Below are 16,018 nucleotides of genomic sequence, written 5' to 3'. Positions count from 1 at the left end.
CCTGACAACCTCCTCCACACTTCTACATTTCTTGCAGGTATACTGATACTATAACATCGCAGTATTGCCATGTACAGTGACAATTTATTCATGTAGTAAGCACCGCCAAGCCTGATTTTGATGAAAATAAAGCATGATTCATGTCAATAAGATGTCAGTTTATTCACAGAGAATCACAAATCCAGGGAGAGCAAACATGATCGACAGCACACGCCTGACAGCCATCTTGCAATTTCTTGAGACCATCGACCAGTTCAAAACGATATACCGAACAACGTATCTCGGTACACAGAGCCGACATGAAAATGATGCGGAACACACCTGGCACATGGCCATGTTCGCCTTGGTTTTGCACAGAGAAATGAGTGTCGAGATCGAGATCGAACATGCACTCAAATTAATCCTGACGCACGATCTGGTAGAAATATACGCTGGCGACACTCCTGCCTATGATGTGATTGGACATCTTGACAAAAAAGAGCGTGAGCAGCAAGCAGCTCACGCTTTATTCGCACAATTGCCCGCAGATGTAAGCACCCAGCTATATACCTGGTGGTACGAGTTTGAGGAGAGTAAGACACCTGAAGCCAGATATGCACATGCCATAGATAAATTGCAGGCATTTGCTCAGAACGTGTTTGCGGGGGGACGCAGTTGGCATAGCTACAATGTCACGGCAGAGAAGAGCCGCGCCTACAATCGTGCCGCGCTCGAATTTGATCCGGCCCTCAAGCAAACATTCGAGCTGCTCTATCAGCGAGCTGCTCATGCACAACTCTGGCCTGATCAGGTGCCAGAACAGGAGGCTCTTATAAGAGAAACGTATCAAGATGAATACTAGAGAGGGATATCGTCGTTATGTTTCTTCAAAAGCGGCCTGAGCATCAATGCTATCCCAATCAGCAGACAGATCACAGCAGCTATTTTCAGAATTGTGATCACATCCATTATTATCCTTACTCCTTTGCAAGGGGTGTTCTGGATCAACTTCTATGGGTCCAGGTTCCACGAGCGACCATGTCGCTCGGCAAATGAAGTATATCATGGATATCAATATGCAGTATCCATACAACTTAAGCATGTATAAATCAGGCAATTATGGCCTGCTGGTACTGATGCAAACCACGCAAACGATGAAGTATCCAGGTTTCTTCCATGCAAAAAGGAGGACAGTATATGCATGTCTGCACTCACCGGCCCTCCTTTTTACGTTGCTTAGCCTGCCTGTTCTGTCGGGCGAATCAAGATCTCGTTGACGTCTACGTGATCAGGTTGCGTGACGGCATACAGGATAGCGGCTGCAATATCTTCGCTCTTGAGCGCCTTCATTGACTTATACATCTCCTGAGCCGACTTCTTAGCGGCCGCATCGGTAATATGCTGCGTCAACTCTGTATCTACAGCGCCCGGCTCGATGATCGTGACACGGACGTGATATTTGAGCACTTCCTGTCGTAACGCCTCGGAGAAGGCCACCACTCCAAACTTGGACGCGTTATAAACGCCACTGCCAATATGCGCGACTCTGCCAGCAACAGACGAAACATTAATAATATGTCCGCTCTGCTGCTTCTTCATGATCGGTAAGGCGGCATGTGTCGCATACATCAAACCCAGCACATTTGTATTAATCATGCGTCGCCAGTCCTCTGTATTGGCCCCTTCAATCAAACCAAGCAGCATCACGCCCGCGTTGTTGACAAGGATATCGACACGCCCAAACTCTTTTTTCGTCTTTTGCACCATCTCATTGGCCTGCGCTTCCTCCGCCACATCGGCTACAAGCGGATACGCTTTACCACCACTATCAGTGATGCGTTTCACCAGATCACGTAGCCGATCTTCGCGACGAGCTGAGATCGCAACTGTAGCTCCCTCGGTCGCCAACGCCAGAGCGGTAGCTTCACCAATACCCGATGACGCACCTGTAATCAGCGCTACTTTACCTGTAAGTTTCTGTGCCATAGCCTTATAAACCTCTTCTATATGTATTATCACGTACTTTCGCCATCCATGACACGTTTGCCAGTTGGCAAATGTGGACAGCATCAGGCACAGGCCATCACAAACCTCAACAGATCCATAACAATAGCCTGACACAGGAGCAAATAACTCATCATCAAAAACGAAGCCCTGGCTTCATGCTAGATTTAGCTGCCATGAAACTCCATATTTATCCGCCACCCAGGCAAACTTCGAGCTAAATGGATATGCTGCTAACGGCATCAGGACTTCACCCTCCTGCGATAACTTTTCGTAGATCCGCTGTATCTCATCTTCGGTCGTGCAGGCGATATAAAATGAGATTGACGCTGTAAACGTAAAATCGTGGTGGACATTACTATCTATGCACTTAAAAACCTGTCCATACACAGAAAAAGTCGCCAGCGCCACGCTTCCTTCCGTGCCCTGCTCGTTGGCTCCATAGCGATTAATACTCAAAATCTCTGCTTGCTCAAAGACAGACAGATAGTAATTCATAGCCTCCTCCGCCTTGCCCTCAAACATCAAAAAAGGGGTGAGCTTTGGCTCTGAACTTCCCATTGACATATACTCCTTTCAAAAATGAGACAACAATAGTCGCATGAATAGTGCTATTTGCATCATACTAGCATAAAAAATGCAAAAAACTTCTCGTATCGTGCTCTCTTGAGAAGCATCAACATAGAAAGAGTCCCCTCTGGAGAGACTGTACACCTGCTCCCTGCTAAGCCTGCCGCGTAAACATCTTGCCCGGTCAACACTCATAGGCTCGGCTACAGGTACCGACTGGTCAGCGACTGATGAGCGTTGAGCAGGTCGCGAGGAGTGCCTTCGAAGATGACGGTGCCGCCCTTATGACCGCCTTCGGGTCCCATATCGATGATCCAGTCGGCGTTGCGAATGATGTCGAGGTGATGCTCGATAACAACGACGGTATTGCCGCCATCGACCAGGCGGTTCATGATGGTGAGCAGTCGACCAATATCTGAGAGATGCAGGCCAGTGGTAGGCTCGTCCATGACGTAGATGCTCCCCTGCTTGTGAAGTTCGCTGGCGAGTTTGATCCGCTGGCACTCGCCACCTGAGAGCGTACTCAAGGGCTGGCCAAGAGTCAGATAGTCCAGGCCGACGTCGCTCAAAGCCTGAAGCTTTGGTTGCACCTTTTTGATCTTCAAAAACGCCAGTGCCTGCTGAACGGTCATGTTCAAAACATCGGCAATGGATGACCCGTTCAATTTGTAGGCCAGGACCTCATCCTTGAAGCGTTTTCCGCCACAGACTTCGCAAGGCAGCTTGACCCCCTCAAGGAAACCGAGATCGGTGTAGGTCACGCCCAGCCCCTGACAGTTAGGACAAGCTCCCTTTGAGTTAAAACTAAACAGGCCAGCATCGGCATGATTGGCAGTGGCAAAAGCCTTGCGCACGTCATCCATGATACCAGTATAGGTCGCAGGATTGGAGCGACTGGAAGTGCTCAGGGATGATTGATCCATCACCACGGCTTCCTGATGCTGATTGAGAAAGGCTTCGTTGATTAACGAGCTTTTACCCGAACCAGCCACGCCCGTGATGACCGTCAGCACGCCAGTAGGAATATTGACACTGACATCCTGCAAATTATTCACCGTCGCGTGGACGATTGACAGAGCCCCGGTCGCCTGACGAAAGCTCTCCTTCAGCGGCCTCTTACGCAGCAAATGATTGCCAGTCAGCGTATCGGCCAGGAGCAGCCCGCTGAAATCGCCTTCATAGACAATCTTGCCTCCTTCGCTCCCGGCATATGGTCCCATATCGACGATGTAATCGGCCCGCTGAATCACATCGGGATCGTGCTCTACAACGATGACCGTATTCCCTTTGTCGCGTAACTTTTCCAGAAGGTCGTTCAGACGATAGACATCACGTGGATGAAGTCCGACGCTCGGTTCATCAAAGATGTACATGACATCCACCAGACTGCCGTTCAGATGCTTGACCATTTTAACCCGTTGCGATTCACCTCCAGACAATGTATCGGTGGATCGATCCAGGCTCAGATACTCCAGGCCAATCTCCACCAGATGTTGCAGCCGCTCGGTCAACGTGCGCACGATGGGTGTCGCCGCTGGTTCTGTGATATCCTTGACTAGCCCTAAAAGATCATCTACCTCCATCGCCGCCATGTCGGCAATATTGTACCCATTGACCTTGCAGCTTAGGGCGGCTTGATTGAGCCGGGCACCCTTGCAGAGTGGACAGGGACCAAGCTTCAAAAAAGGCTCGACCTTTTGCCGGATGCGCGGCGAGAGCGTCTGGATGTCCCGTGTAACAAACTTGCGATTAAACTTGGATACCAATCCCTCATAGGTGTTGTACGCCAGCCCTGGATGCCTGCGCGCTTCACTGTAGAGAAGCAGGTCCATTTCCTCTGTCGCATAATCAGCGATCTTCTTGTCGTTGTCGAAGAAGCCAGACTGCCCATAAAGCTCACGTTCCCAGTCAGCCAGCCCCGGAGCAATGACAGCTTCCTCGTTCAGCGATTTTGTTGTATCAATCAACGCGTCCAGAGTAATGCCAATCTTACGGCCCAGGCCATTGCATTCCAGACACATGCCCTGTGGATCGTTGAAGGAAAAGGCATTGGCAAAACCTACATATGGTTTACCGATCCGCGAAAAGAGCAGGCGTAGTACAGACGAGATATCCGTAACGGTGCCCACCGTCGACTGCGATCCTCCACCCAGGCGCTTCTGATCAACAATCACAGCCATACTCAGATTCTCAATCGCATCGGCATCCGGTTGGGGATAGCGAGGCAAAAAATTGCGCACAAACATACTAAAGTTCTCAAATAGGAGTCGCTGCGCTTCATTGGCGATCGTATCAAAGACCAGAGAAGACTTACCTGAACCCGACACACCTGTAAAAATAATCAACCTGCGCTTAGGCAAATGCAACGATACATCCTGTAAATTGTTCTCGCGTGCCCCCCGAACCTCAATATATTCTTGAGTCATACGTATAAATACTCCTCTCATAGCCCCTGTAACATAATATGCCAATCAGATAGCTATACTGCCAAGAAAGGGATAAAATCCCTTTCGCCCACGGCGTCAACACTTACCAACGTAGCGGCGCGGCTCCGCCGTGCTGTCTGTGGCTCGTATGAATCGGCCAGGAAGCGTCTCTCAAGGGAACCCTATGGGCAACGTGGTCGTACGATGCACAGACAGCACGGCGGAGCCGCGCCGCTACGTATGCTTGCTTGATCTCTTCGGTGGAAGAAGTCTGTCGCCAGATAAAACCCACAGGTATAAACATGCCCCTCCATTATAATTCGTCTGGTAGAGATTCAAAGCGGTAAAGGACATACTGGTCTAACCCACGTCATTGCGTCGATGCAGGAGCGGTGATGTGTCTCCCAGACGTTGGCGAGCTTGGATGCCTGGCACGTCGCGATCACGCGAATTGCGAGCGGGTCATTCCTCGCTGGTCAGATTACGTTTCGATGACCTTTGACCGTGTAATACAATGCTCACAAAATAGTACCAATGTGTGTGCATACGCTTTACAGATCTCGCAGATTTTCACGAGGCTGTAACGCAGACACCTCATGATAGAGTGTCTCAGCAACGCTCAAAGACGCCTGTAGTTGAGCGGCTGTATGACCGGTTGCTCCCAGGAGTGCGCTGATCCGAGCCAGAAACTGCTCTGGACAAATGTTGAACGTTGCGAGATCGGAGGCCAATTTTTTCTCGCTGAGATAGTACGTCTGATTGATGGCATAGAGGACTTGCACCAAACAGTGCACAATGCGGGTGAGTGCGCCTGTAACCAGATAGACTTCTCCTCGTGCGGCTGGCTTACAGGTATTGTCGATAGTAAAGCGAGCGCTCCAGAGAAAATGATCGATGATAGCTTGCTGAAGCCGGGGAGAATAGGTAGCAACTTTGGCCTTGAGCCGCTCGATGAGCTGATCGGGATCATAGAGAGGTTTACAGATAGCACTTTCCGTGCAATACATGAAGTTGTGAAAGCCATAGGCGGGTTGCTGCCAGAAATCGGAGCGTATATGACCGGCATTGCATTCATCGAGGACCGACGCGACAAAATCGCCGTTGCGATAGAGAAAATCAACGCGCTGGCCCTCAATCGTCAGCCACGCGCCGCCATTGACCCAGTATCCCCAACCACCGAGATCGGTGACGGTCGGATCGGGAGTATCATTGAGCCGGACTGCGATCGAGCGAATATGGGGCACATCCAACGCTTGATCATCCTGATAATAGAGGCCAATATCGATATCGGAGTCGGGACGCTGTGAGCCACTAGCATATGAGCCACCCAGGACAATAGCTCGCAGTCCTCGCACAGTTTGTAGCTGCTCAACCAGACGTTGTAGCAAAAGTTCATGTTCCATCACAACATAATCTCCTGTGGCAGATGAAAACTGCGCAATACCTCTGGATTAAAGACAATCCATCAAACACACGAATTGACGCAGGGACCGCTATTTGCGCACATCTCTTTCTCTTTGATGGATTTCCATTAATTTGCTGGCAAGATAGGTTTGAGCACCCTCCAATGCTGCGATTTTCTCGGAAACCTCAGCCATCTTTTGTCGGAGCGCAACCGTTACCTCCAGGCTATCCAAATCACGCGCATGACAATGTTCGTCAAGCGCTTTGAGCTCTGCCAGCGCGAAACCCGCTGCCCGGGCCTCTTTAATGATCAAAAGATACTCGATTGCCTCCTCACTATAGTCGCGATAGTTATTTTCTCGGCGTCGCACATAACGCGAATCAAGCAGCCCCTCTTGCTCATAAAAACGAATAGTGGGAGCCGTCAAGCCGGTCTTTTGTGTTAGTTCATGAATTTTCATTCAAACAAAGCCTCCTCAACAAAGGATTGACCTTCAAGCAACTTTACAGTTTATACTCTAAACATTGAACATCAGATGGTCAAGAGAAACATGACCCTTATAAATCAGACAATACATCCTAATAGAGAGGTTTTTTATGGCAGATTTGAATAATCCAAAGGTTCAGAAGATCCTTCAATCAAAGACCACGGCACATCTTGCTACTCTTGGCTCCAATGGTGAGCCGCAGTCATCGCCTATGTGGTTTTTGTGGGATGGCAAATACATCAAGCTCACGCACACCCCCAATGGCCAGAAATACCGCAACATCAAACGTGATCCACGTGTCGCTCTCTCCATCACGGATATTGAGATGCCTTTGATCTATGCAGAGTTTCGCGGCGTGGTTGAACGAATTGAGGAAGATCCCAATGGAGCTTTCCAGGTGGCGCTGGCAGAACATTATGGAGTTCCCTTTAGCTATCAGGGAGTCTCACGTATGATCCTCTACGTCAAAGTTCATCACATCGTCGGTCAGATGCTTTAATGTAGCTTGGCGCAAATCATTGAGGCACACGCATATGTCATGTTGTGTCACTTATTGTCACTGGCATTGCGCACGAGACTAATCCCACGCCAGATCCTGGCGGTATTCGTGCGAGTAGATTGAAAGCCTCTTCCTTTTAACTCAGCGGTCAGGGCTCGCCTGGAGAGAGGAAAGCGTTCTTGCTGCTCTTCAACCCAACGCTCGTACGCCTGCCAGAGTTCGCTGGCTCGGCACCAGGCACGGGGATGCAATTCACAGTGTGCTTGAATAAAATCCTGGAGGGGATCTAACACCTTTTCTGAGATACTTCCTGGTGGCTGAAGCCATTGGCTGGCGTTCGCGCGGATTTTTAACGTTTGAGGATGCTTCGGCCCTAACTGCTGCATACAGATTGTCAGGGCATGAGTGTACAAGGGTTCAGCTCGTTCAGACTGTCCCTGCTTCCAGTACAGAGTCGCCAGATCGTTGAGGGTAGTGGCAATGTCTGGATGTTCTGATCCTAGACGTTGTTCCCTAATATGCAAAGCTCGCCGATAGAGGGATTCCGCCTGCTCATACTTTCCCTGATCTCGATATAGGCCCGCCAGATTGGTAAGGGTGAAGGCGATATCTGGATGTTCTGATCCTAGACGTTGTTCTCTAATATGCAAGGCTTGTTGATACAAGAGCTCGGCCTGTTCATACTGCTCCTGATCGCGGTAGACATTGGCCAGATTGCTAAGTGTGTTCGCGGTCTCGGGATGCTCTGGTCCCAACTGCTGCTCCTGAATCTGTAATGCCCGCAGATATAATTGCCTGGCTGACTCATACTTTCCTTGCAGCCGATGTTGAATTGCCAGATCATTGAGGGCAAAAGCCGTCTCGGGATGCTCTGGTCCCAGTTGGCGCTGTCTCACATCCAGGACCCGCCTGAATAAAGACTCCGCCTGCTCATATTTTCCCTGGGTTCGATAGAGAATTGCCAGATTATTAAGCATCAGCATTGTCGTCACATGCTCCAATCCCAATTGCTGTTCATGCACGTGCAAAGCCCGCGCAAACAGAGACTCCGCCTGCTTATATTTTCCCTGGTCTCGATAGAGAACCGCCAGATCATTGAGAGCCTCGGCGGTCAGGGGATGCCCTGAGCCCAGGTGTTGCTCCGCCAGAGCCAGCATCCTCTGCAAGAACGAGATCGCAACCTCATACTGTCCCTGCCTCCAGAGCACCTCTGCTTGCTTCTCCAGTCTCAAGATCAGCGTTGTGCGTTCAGAGCCCGGCAGTTGTTCTTCCAGCATTAAGGCTTGTTCCAGCAATGGCTCTGCCTCTTGATAGCGGCCACGCGTGATCAGATAGCTACCAGTCTTAAAAAGCAGCTCGCCAGCTTCTGGGAAATCGCCCTCTCCCTGTGTAATCAGCGGCACACAAGCCAGAGCATGCGCCACATACTGCTCATTCTGAGCTTGATCCGCTTCAGAAAGTGCGCTACTAACCATTCGCACGACCCGTTTGCTCCATAGAAGTGTCTGTGCAGGCTCCATCTGATCCTGGAGCACCGCCTGCACCAGTCGATGGATGGAAAGAGTGCGTGTCTCCGGATGGCGGGTCACCAGAGAAGCACTCCGCAAGGTGGCCAGAGCCATATCAAACAGATAAGGATCGGCTAGCACTGGCCCCAGAGTCGGTCCCAGATGGGATGCTCCTGTGGTCAGCATCTTCTCAGGGATCGCCTCCGGCTGCAAGAAGGTACACAGCAGTAACAGTTCTGCGGCGGCTGGATGCTCTTGCCTGATTTTTTCCACGGCCAGCAGGAGCGTCGTGGTCACTGAGTCTGGATGGGCTCCTCCATGGATACCTCGATAGGCCAGTATCTGCTTTCTATGGTGATGATAGCGCTGGAGATATTCAGCGATACCACATCCCGTTTCCTCGATATACGCGCCAGCCTGATCAAGTGCCAGAGGCAAGCCCTCTAAAGCATTTACAAGTGCTTCAGCTTCCTTGAGCTGAGCTGGATCAAGCAATAGTTCAGGCGACAAGTCAAGACCCGTAAGATGCCTGGAGCGACGGAGCAGCAAAGCAACACCCTCTTCACTGCTCATAGGTGCAAGTTCCAGAGGCTCTGCCAGAGTCCCCAACGCCTGGCGGCGCGTGGTAAAAAGCAGCATACCTTGCCGCTTAGAAGGTAATATTATCTGGAGCACGGCTAGATCTTCCACATTATCCGCGATCAACAACCAATCTGCATGCGTCGAGAGCCACTGCTGAACAGCAGCCACCATCTGTGACTGTTCGACCGCCAGCCGTTCAGGCAGATGCAAATGATTCGCGATGTGTTGCAAACTCGTCATCATACTCTCGGAACTTTCCGCAGCCAGCCAGAAAACCGCTCGATACTCCAGAGCATAGCGATAGGCATACTCCAGTGCCACCTGCGTTTTGCCAATCCCTCCCAGGCCGGAGATGGCCGTCACCTGAGTAATTGCCACAGGCTGTTTTGTCATAAGGCGAGCATGCAACACCTGGAGAACCGATGCACGACCAGTGAAGGCTGGATTACGCCAGAAAGGGACAACCCATTCAGGTGTCGGTGAGGTAAAACTGGCCTCTAGGAACTGACGCGCTTCCAGATCCTCTAGATGCAGTTTTTGAGCCAACTCGAGAATGATAGTTTTGCTCTCTGGGAGAGAGTCTCCCCTCTCCCAGATACTCACAGTATTGCGATGCACTCCTATGGTATCTGCTAATTCCTGCTGCGTTATTTTTTGGCGTTTGCGAAAGTGTCTGAGGAGCTCACTAAAGGTGGAAGGAGAAACATCCATATCTATTCGTCTCTCAAAATTCTTGTCAATGCACAACATTATTGTGCAGCCACTATTGTATCATAAAGGTACTACTTATATAAAGGAGGTCAAATGAACACTCATCCAGCTTTTGATTTCACCTGGGGTTAATAACTATTGTCGAGGAGAACGTTATGAACATGCTTCCAACTTTTGACATACAGTGGGGCTAACAGCCACTGTCAGGGAGATCGCTATAAAGATTCCATCTTTTGATTTCATTTGGAATTAACATTTCCCCAAAAGGGACTGGCGCGGTCACCTTGTCTCTTACAAACGAGCAAAAAAATCCCGGGATAAGACAGAAAAGGTGCTCTGCTTTGTCCCGGGACTCTCTTTAAGAAATATCTATTAGAATGATAAAAGGGGATGATATATCTGTGGCTGACATTGCGATAAAACAGAAAAAGGCATCGCTCCTTGCCAATCGCAATTACTTGTTGCTCTGGATAGGGCAGTCGCTTTCCTTGATCGGTGACTATTTTTTTTCGGCCACGATCGCTCTGTGGATAATTAATACGCTCGCAAGAGGTGAAAGCTGGCTCCCGCTTGCCACCGGGGGAGTCGTGATCTCCTTAGCACTGCCAGCTCTACTGATCGGGCCGTTTGCAGGGGTCTTTGTCGATCGTTGGGATAAGCGTCGGACAATGCTGTGGACCGATATGGCACGTCTATTTCTGGTGGCGTTATTCTTACTCATTACCCTGATCATACAGGATCATAGAGTGCTCCTGGTGAGTTGTTTTATCACACTCCTGCTTATCGCCATGGGATCGCAGTTTTTCCAGCCAACTCGTGTCGCCGTAGTGGCTGAGATTGTCACACCAGAGGAATATCCTCTGGCTTATAGTTCACTCCAACAAGCCAACTACGTGGCCCAGATCCTGGGACCTTCCATAGCAGCCCCGCTTTTCATCGCACTTGGTCCAACATGGGCCTTTATCCTAAACGCCCTCTCATTTCTCATCTCATGGCTGATCATTCTACTGCTACGTGTGCCACGACAGGAAACGCATGCGGTCAAGGATACCGATAACTTCTGGCACGAATTTACGGATGGCCTTCATTTTTTTGTTAACAATCGCGTCCTGGTCACATTACTCATCTGCGGCATGCTCTTTATGTTTGGTGGCATGGCCTACAACTCATTTGAATACTTATACGCCATCGAGAACCTGCACATCCCAGCCGAGCTGGTTGGCCTCTATGTTGGATGTTATGGGATAGGAGTGCTCATCGGCTTACCTTTTACGCTTGCTCTGGCGAGACGTCTGAGCGAAATTGAGGTTCTCTGGCTTTTTCTGATCGGGAGCGGCATCACCACATTAGTGCTATCGCGGATAACATCGATGGTACCAGGTATGCTATGCGGGCTACTGCTCGGCGTTTTTAGTACAAGTATCTTTATCTCTGTACGCCCGCTAACAATGCTTGTGACGCCTCGCGCCTTGATTGGACGTGTCATGGCTTGCGAGATGCCCATGATTACCATCGCCTCCCTGGCTGGTGGCCTGCTCGCCAGCATCCTTGCATCGACAGTGTTATCCAACTTTCATGCCACAATTGCAGGGATAGGCTTCGGCAGTCTTGACACCATCTTTGTAGCCATCGGCCTTATCACCATCGGAGCCGGAGTGTTTGCCCGACTGACGCTCTATAAGGCCGTCAAAGCAGTACGAGAGCATTGAAATCCAACACTCATTATCTTATGCTATAAATGTAGCACAGGTTTTTGCGACGCCGTGCTACACAATTGCACCTTACATGGCAAAAAAGTATAATTTGGTACTACTTACTTACTCAGAATCTGCTCGTAAACCTGTTGGATAATTCCTGGTAGCCGCTCTTGCGAGGCGCGCGGAGACAGATTCTTCATTTCTGCGGAGATTTTCTCTACACTCTGCTCCTGCTCCCAACCTGCGTCGATAGCCGCACTGACGCGACTATGCAGCTCGGTCAGCCAGACGCGCAGGCTAGCCAGAGCATCTGGCGACTGCACCGGACCATGTCCTGGGATCACATGCTGGGCATGAAATTGTTCCAGCTTCTCCAGAGCCTGAATCCAGTTGGCCGCGTTCCCGCCCGGAGGCAGCGCGGGGACCAGATTGTTAAATAGCAGGTCGCCTGCAAATAGGACACGTGTCTGTGGCAGCCAGGCCACGCTATCACTTGGACTATGCGCAATCCCAAAGTGATGAAATTGCACCTCAATCTCTCCGACCTGGAGCGTATAATTCTCCTCAAAGGTGACCGATGGTGGCGTAATCGTCACATCGCCAAGCATCTCGGCCATTCCCGGACGCTGCTTGAAAGCGGCTACCGTCTGCTCGCCGCTTGTAATCATGTTATCCTTGAGCGCCTGCTGTCCTATGATCGTGTCGGAGGCAAAGACTTGATTGCCAAAGACGTGATCGCCGTGCGGATGCGTGTTGAAAAGGCTCAATGTGCCCGCATCTGTCTTATATTCCAAAGCAGCTGCGCGTAAAGGTGTCGCTTCGCCAGCGCTGATCCCTGAGTCTACGACCAGGACGCTGCCCTGATCCTCAATAATACCTCGGTTGCAGACGCCTCCTAGCGCGACATTGATGCCAGGAAGCACCTCTTTGACTGTGAATTCGGACATTTTTGTTCCTTCCTTCCATTGAGGGACGCGTGGGGCAGATCACTTACCTCATCCACCTCACACTAGGATTGTATAACAAAAATCCCTTTTCGACCAAAGCCCCCACAATCACGTTTGCGTGCCTGGCTGGCCCTACGTCAAGAATGATCTATCACGTGAGTATGTCGACTTCGCACCACCAATAAAATGCAGAGAAAAACACCTACCGCCAGCAGGGCAACACAGACAATAATCCCTAGAACAGCACTTAAAAACGCCGACAGAGCTTGATTGGCCGGCAGAAGCATGATGCCGATAAAAGCAGCCACCGCGATCCCCCCGTACACAATCATAGATGTATACATATTTTTGATCAATTTACGCCGAGCGTTGACATCATCCTCACGATCTTCATGCACCTCATTCGTTATCCTGATCTGGCTCATCCCTGGACGCATCTCAAATGGTCCCCGGCGCCATCCATGCAATCGTAGTGGTCTGCGACCAAATAATGCCCGTGGCAAAGTCAATGCCAGATACAATAATGCGCCAAAGGCTCCACTCAGCAAAGCAAACCCACCGGCACGATTTAGCACGTTTAGTATCAAAACGATACCTATACCAAATCCGCAGGCGATCATTACCTGGAAGAGGATATTTATATAATAGCAACCTGGCGCAGTGCGTACCGGGCGCGGTTCTTCAGGAGTTAAATTACCATCCTCATGCATAACATACATCCTTATATCCAGCAGCTAAAATTCATCATTCTCTTATATGTACGTATCACCACTACACATGATCAAATTCCCTTTCATGATGAGTGCAAAGTGGGCCTACGATAAAGCCAGATCTGGCGTCCACGATTTGTCTGGCTTAAGCGTACTATAAACAGTGCGACAAAGGAAATTTTCAATCCCCCAAAAAACTGGTGCTATTTCTGTCATCTTCTTGTGTTTCTGGCTGTCATTACTAATAGATGCTTATTTGAGGATGGGTGGATCGGGATATAAAGAAGAAAGAATTGTCTGACAGGGGAATGCCAGCACAGAATGAAAGATGGTGATAGACGCTGAGGTCTGTTGCGAGGAGCGAGAGATGGCATATTGGACGAAGAAGAGTTCGTTATCTGGTAAAGATGAGATAAACGCGTCGCTGGCTGTTGATACGCTGGTGATGCGGGCACAGGATGGCAATCAGTCTGCCTTTGAGTTGCTCTATGCTCGCTTTAGCAATCAGATCACGATCTATCTGAGTCGCATGGTGGGCAACGATGGCATTGGCTGCGAGCTGACACAGGAGACTTTTTTGAAAGCCTGGTCGGCCCTCCTGCAACTACGCGATCCCGCACTATTTGAGCGCTGGCTCTATCGCATTGCCTTAAATTGTGCGCGTGACTATCAGAAACGTCAGAAGCATACCCATCTGGTGGCCCTCGATGATGCTGGCTCCGACGAGGATGCTCTTCACGTAGCGGGACCCGAGTCCAACTTCGAAGAGGCCGAGCTCGTCCAGATAGCTCTCGCCAGAGTTTCCCCTATTTATCGTGCCTGTCTGATCCTGTACGTGATTGAGGACATGCCGCAGCGGCAGATTGCGGAACGTCTAAACATAAAGGAAGCTTCTGTGAGTAAATACGTCAGTCGAGGAAAAGAAGAACTCCGTCAAATCCACCATCAGTTGCTCGTGGGGAACGATACAGTTCCGACGAAGCGGAGGCGAGGCCGATGAACTTGAGCAATCGACAGCCTCCCTGTAGCGCCTGGGCTGAGAAGCTGGCCTTGAAACGCGAAGATCTCACTCAGGATGAGCGTGATGCCCTGGATGCCCATGTGGCAGAATGTTCGGCTTGCCGACAGGCTCAAAGGGACTACTTTCTGCTGGATGCCATCCTTCGTACCCTCCCAGACCCAACGGTGAAAGCGCTTCCGCGTCTCTCACTGGATCTGGATGATGCTGACGTGGATGACATAGATGACACGTTGCTCTGGCCGGCAACGCGCTCCACCGAGCGCTCCACACGCAGACGGCAGCGATCACTTCCGGCCATATCATCTAAATTGCGGGGAGAGCGTAGGAAACATGCTATCCTGGCACCGTTGCTCGCCGTTGCCTGCCTTCTGATCTGCTTTGCAGCCGTTGGCGGCATTTACGCTACCATCACGGGAGCCGCACGCTCCTCTGGCACATCCCTGCTCACCTATCGAAAGCAGAGTGGCTTCATCAACGCGGTCGCCTGGTCGCCCAACGGTAAATATATTGCATCGGGCAGTTGGGACAAGTCGGTCCAGGTCTGGGATGCTAAAACGGGAGCACTCATCACGACCTATGAGGGTCATAGCGAGCTGGTTGATACGCTAGCATGGTCGCCGAATGGAGAGTATATCGCCTCCGGTAGCTGGGATCACACGGTCCAGGTCTGGAATGCCTTCACGGGCAAGGAGATTACACAGTACACCGGTCATCTGCATGAAGTCAGTTCCTTAGCCTGGTCGCCCAACGGGCAGGAGATCGCCTCCGGCAGTTGGGATCGCACGACACAGATCTGGAAGGCCTTCACCGGTCAGGTCGTCCTGATTTATGACGAACAACAGGAGTTTGTCAACACCGTCGCCTGGTCTCCCGATGGTAGAGAGATCGCTTCGGGGGGCAGCGACAACAAGGTACTGATCTGGGACCCGCGCACAGGAGAAACGCTCCATACCTACAACTACACCATAAGTGATCCAGTCGATACGCTGGCCTGGTCTCCCGACAGCCAGAAGATTGCGGTCGGCGGCAATGACACCATTATTCAGGTCTGGGATGTCGCAAGCGAGCGACTACTGCTCACCTATAAAAATCATCATCAGGAAGTTGATACGCTGGCCTGGTCGCCCAACGGCAATTATATCGCGTCGGGCGGCTGGGACCAGACGGTTCAGGTCTGGGATGCCAAAACGGGCACAACCATCCTGACCTACAATGGACACGATGATATTGTCGATGCGCTCAGTTGGTCGCCCGATGGCAAAGAGATCGCCTCCGGCAGTTGGGATCGCACGGTACAGATCTGGAAAGCTGGCACGTAACCATACATGCACGATCTGGGATATCCCTTGGCCCGAGCCGCTGCGCTAGCAATCAAGCAAGGCGGCGGCTCAGGCCAGCGGATATCTACCGCTTCATTTATTCTTATCCCACGGGATTATTCTACTGTTTTCAAGATACAAGGAGAGAGCTTA

The 16,018-nt window shown here is 50.7% G+C and carries 15 protein-coding genes; 6 read left to right on the top strand and 9 right to left on the bottom strand.

Annotated features, from left to right (window positions below):
- Positions 1-196 precede the first annotated feature (196 nt).
- Both AC27N8_RS34595 and AC27N8_RS34590 read left to right on the top strand, forming a co-directional pair.
- The gene (locus AC27N8_RS34595; RefSeq protein ID WP_487074162.1) at positions 197-841 is read left to right on the top strand and encodes an HD domain-containing protein; all 645 of its coding nucleotides are present in this window, start codon (positions 197-199) and stop codon (positions 839-841) included.
- 17 nt (positions 842-858) lie between these two features.
- Positions 859-1,035 carry a hypothetical protein gene (locus AC27N8_RS34590; RefSeq protein ID WP_487074160.1) on the top strand — a complete coding sequence of 59 codons (177 nt, stop codon included), beginning with the start codon at positions 859-861 and terminating at the stop codon, positions 1,033-1,035.
- A gap of 180 nt (positions 1,036-1,215) precedes the next feature.
- On the opposite strand, the gene AC27N8_RS34585 is transcribed toward AC27N8_RS34590, so the two are convergent.
- From AC27N8_RS34585 to AC27N8_RS34560, 6 genes are all read right to left on the bottom strand, one after another.
- Positions 1,216-1,965, bottom strand: coding sequence for an SDR family oxidoreductase (locus tag AC27N8_RS34585; protein WP_487074158.1), 750 nt, complete (start codon positions 1,963-1,965; stop codon positions 1,216-1,218).
- A 174-nt stretch (positions 1,966-2,139) separates the two neighbouring features.
- Entirely contained in the window at positions 2,140-2,544 is a 405-nt protein-coding gene (locus AC27N8_RS34580) for a VOC family protein (RefSeq protein ID WP_487074156.1), read from the bottom strand.
- A 212-nt stretch (positions 2,545-2,756) separates the two neighbouring features.
- Positions 2,757-4,979, bottom strand: coding sequence for an ATP-binding cassette domain-containing protein (locus tag AC27N8_RS34575; protein ID WP_487074154.1), 2,223 nt, complete (start codon positions 4,977-4,979; stop codon positions 2,757-2,759).
- A gap of 103 nt (positions 4,980-5,082) precedes the next feature.
- Entirely contained in the window at positions 5,083-5,283 is a 201-nt protein-coding gene (locus AC27N8_RS34570; protein ID WP_487074152.1) for a hypothetical protein, read from the bottom strand.
- Between the two features lie 247 nt (positions 5,284-5,530).
- The gene (locus AC27N8_RS34565) at positions 5,531-6,382 is read right to left on the bottom strand and encodes a nucleotidyltransferase domain-containing protein (protein WP_487074150.1); all 852 of its coding nucleotides are present in this window, start codon (positions 6,380-6,382) and stop codon (positions 5,531-5,533) included.
- Positions 6,383-6,472: 90 nt separating this feature from the next.
- Complete coding sequence (locus AC27N8_RS34560; protein WP_487074148.1) at positions 6,473-6,844, bottom strand: MerR family transcriptional regulator; 372 nt, start codon at positions 6,842-6,844, stop codon at positions 6,473-6,475.
- A 136-nt stretch (positions 6,845-6,980) separates the two neighbouring features.
- On the opposite strand from AC27N8_RS34560, the gene AC27N8_RS34555 reads away from it, so the two are divergent.
- On the top strand, positions 6,981-7,370 hold the full coding sequence (locus tag AC27N8_RS34555) for a PPOX class F420-dependent oxidoreductase (RefSeq protein WP_487074146.1): 390 nt from the start codon (positions 6,981-6,983) through the stop codon (positions 7,368-7,370).
- A 47-nt stretch (positions 7,371-7,417) separates the two neighbouring features.
- On the opposite strand, the gene fxsT is transcribed toward AC27N8_RS34555, so the two are convergent.
- Complete coding sequence (gene fxsT / locus AC27N8_RS34550) at positions 7,418-10,171, bottom strand: FxSxx-COOH system tetratricopeptide repeat protein (protein ID WP_487074144.1); 2,754 nt, start codon at positions 10,169-10,171, stop codon at positions 7,418-7,420.
- Between the two features lie 401 nt (positions 10,172-10,572).
- Here fxsT and AC27N8_RS34545 point away from each other — a divergent pair, with 401 nt between their 5' ends.
- A complete protein-coding gene (locus AC27N8_RS34545; protein ID WP_487074142.1) occupies positions 10,573-11,880 on the top strand; it encodes an MFS transporter in 1,308 nt (435 codons plus the stop codon).
- Positions 11,881-11,984: 104 nt separating this feature from the next.
- Here the strand turns inward: AC27N8_RS34545 and AC27N8_RS34540 are convergent, their stop codons facing one another.
- Both AC27N8_RS34540 and AC27N8_RS34535 read right to left on the bottom strand, forming a co-directional pair.
- Positions 11,985-12,815, bottom strand: a complete 831-nt coding sequence (locus tag AC27N8_RS34540) for an MBL fold metallo-hydrolase (RefSeq protein WP_487074140.1) — start codon at positions 12,813-12,815, stop codon at positions 11,985-11,987.
- A 137-nt stretch (positions 12,816-12,952) separates the two neighbouring features.
- A complete protein-coding gene (locus tag AC27N8_RS34535) occupies positions 12,953-13,525 on the bottom strand; it encodes a hypothetical protein (protein ID WP_487074138.1) in 573 nt (190 codons plus the stop codon).
- 367 nt (positions 13,526-13,892) lie between these two features.
- Between AC27N8_RS34535 and AC27N8_RS34530 the strand changes: the two genes are divergently transcribed.
- Both AC27N8_RS34530 and AC27N8_RS34525 read left to right on the top strand, forming a co-directional pair.
- Positions 13,893-14,525 (top strand): RNA polymerase sigma factor, encoded by a 633-nt coding sequence (locus AC27N8_RS34530; RefSeq protein ID WP_487074136.1) that lies wholly within the window; start codon positions 13,893-13,895, stop codon positions 14,523-14,525.
- Positions 14,522-15,865, top strand: coding sequence for a WD40 domain-containing protein (locus AC27N8_RS34525; RefSeq protein WP_487074134.1), 1,344 nt, complete (start codon positions 14,522-14,524; stop codon positions 15,863-15,865). Before AC27N8_RS34530 ends, AC27N8_RS34525 begins: the two co-directional genes overlap by 4 nt.
- Positions 15,866-16,018 lie beyond the last annotated feature (153 nt).

This window comes from Dictyobacter sp. Z7_2 (genome assembly GCF_057551105.1).
The sequence above is the reverse complement of the archived record's forward strand: the minus strand, read 5'-3'. Positions and strand labels throughout refer to the sequence as shown.

Bases quoted from the DNA above. Each gene is read 5' to 3' on its own strand.
- AC27N8_RS34590 (WP_487074160.1), top strand. From the start codon at position 859: ATGTTTCTTCAAAAGCGGCCTGAGCATCAATGCTATCCCAATCAGCAG.
- AC27N8_RS34575 (WP_487074154.1), bottom strand. From the start codon at position 4,979: ATGACTCAAGAATATATTGAGGTTCGGGGGGCACGCGAGAACAATTTA.
- AC27N8_RS34570 (WP_487074152.1), bottom strand. From the start codon at position 5,283: ATGTTTATACCTGTGGGTTTTATCTGGCGACAGACTTCTTCCACCGAA.
- AC27N8_RS34535 (WP_487074138.1), bottom strand. From the start codon at position 13,525: ATGCATGAGGATGGTAATTTAACTCCTGAAGAACCGCGCCCGGTACGC.
- AC27N8_RS34595 (WP_487074162.1), top strand. From the start codon at position 197: ATGATCGACAGCACACGCCTGACAGCCATCTTGCAATTTCTTGAGACC.
- AC27N8_RS34580 (WP_487074156.1), bottom strand. From the start codon at position 2,544: ATGGGAAGTTCAGAGCCAAAGCTCACCCCTTTTTTGATGTTTGAGGGC.
- AC27N8_RS34530 (WP_487074136.1), top strand. From the start codon at position 13,893: ATGGCATATTGGACGAAGAAGAGTTCGTTATCTGGTAAAGATGAGATA.
- fxsT (WP_487074144.1), bottom strand. From the start codon at position 10,171: ATGGATGTTTCTCCTTCCACCTTTAGTGAGCTCCTCAGACACTTTCGC.
- AC27N8_RS34565 (WP_487074150.1), bottom strand. From the start codon at position 6,382: ATGGAACATGAACTTTTGCTACAACGTCTGGTTGAGCAGCTACAAACT.
- AC27N8_RS34560 (WP_487074148.1), bottom strand. From the start codon at position 6,844: ATGAAAATTCATGAACTAACACAAAAGACCGGCTTGACGGCTCCCACT.
- AC27N8_RS34585 (WP_487074158.1), bottom strand. From the start codon at position 1,965: ATGGCACAGAAACTTACAGGTAAAGTAGCGCTGATTACAGGTGCGTCA.
- AC27N8_RS34540 (WP_487074140.1), bottom strand. From the start codon at position 12,815: ATGTCCGAATTCACAGTCAAAGAGGTGCTTCCTGGCATCAATGTCGCG.
- AC27N8_RS34525 (WP_487074134.1), top strand. From the start codon at position 14,522: ATGAACTTGAGCAATCGACAGCCTCCCTGTAGCGCCTGGGCTGAGAAG.
- AC27N8_RS34555 (WP_487074146.1), top strand. From the start codon at position 6,981: ATGGCAGATTTGAATAATCCAAAGGTTCAGAAGATCCTTCAATCAAAG.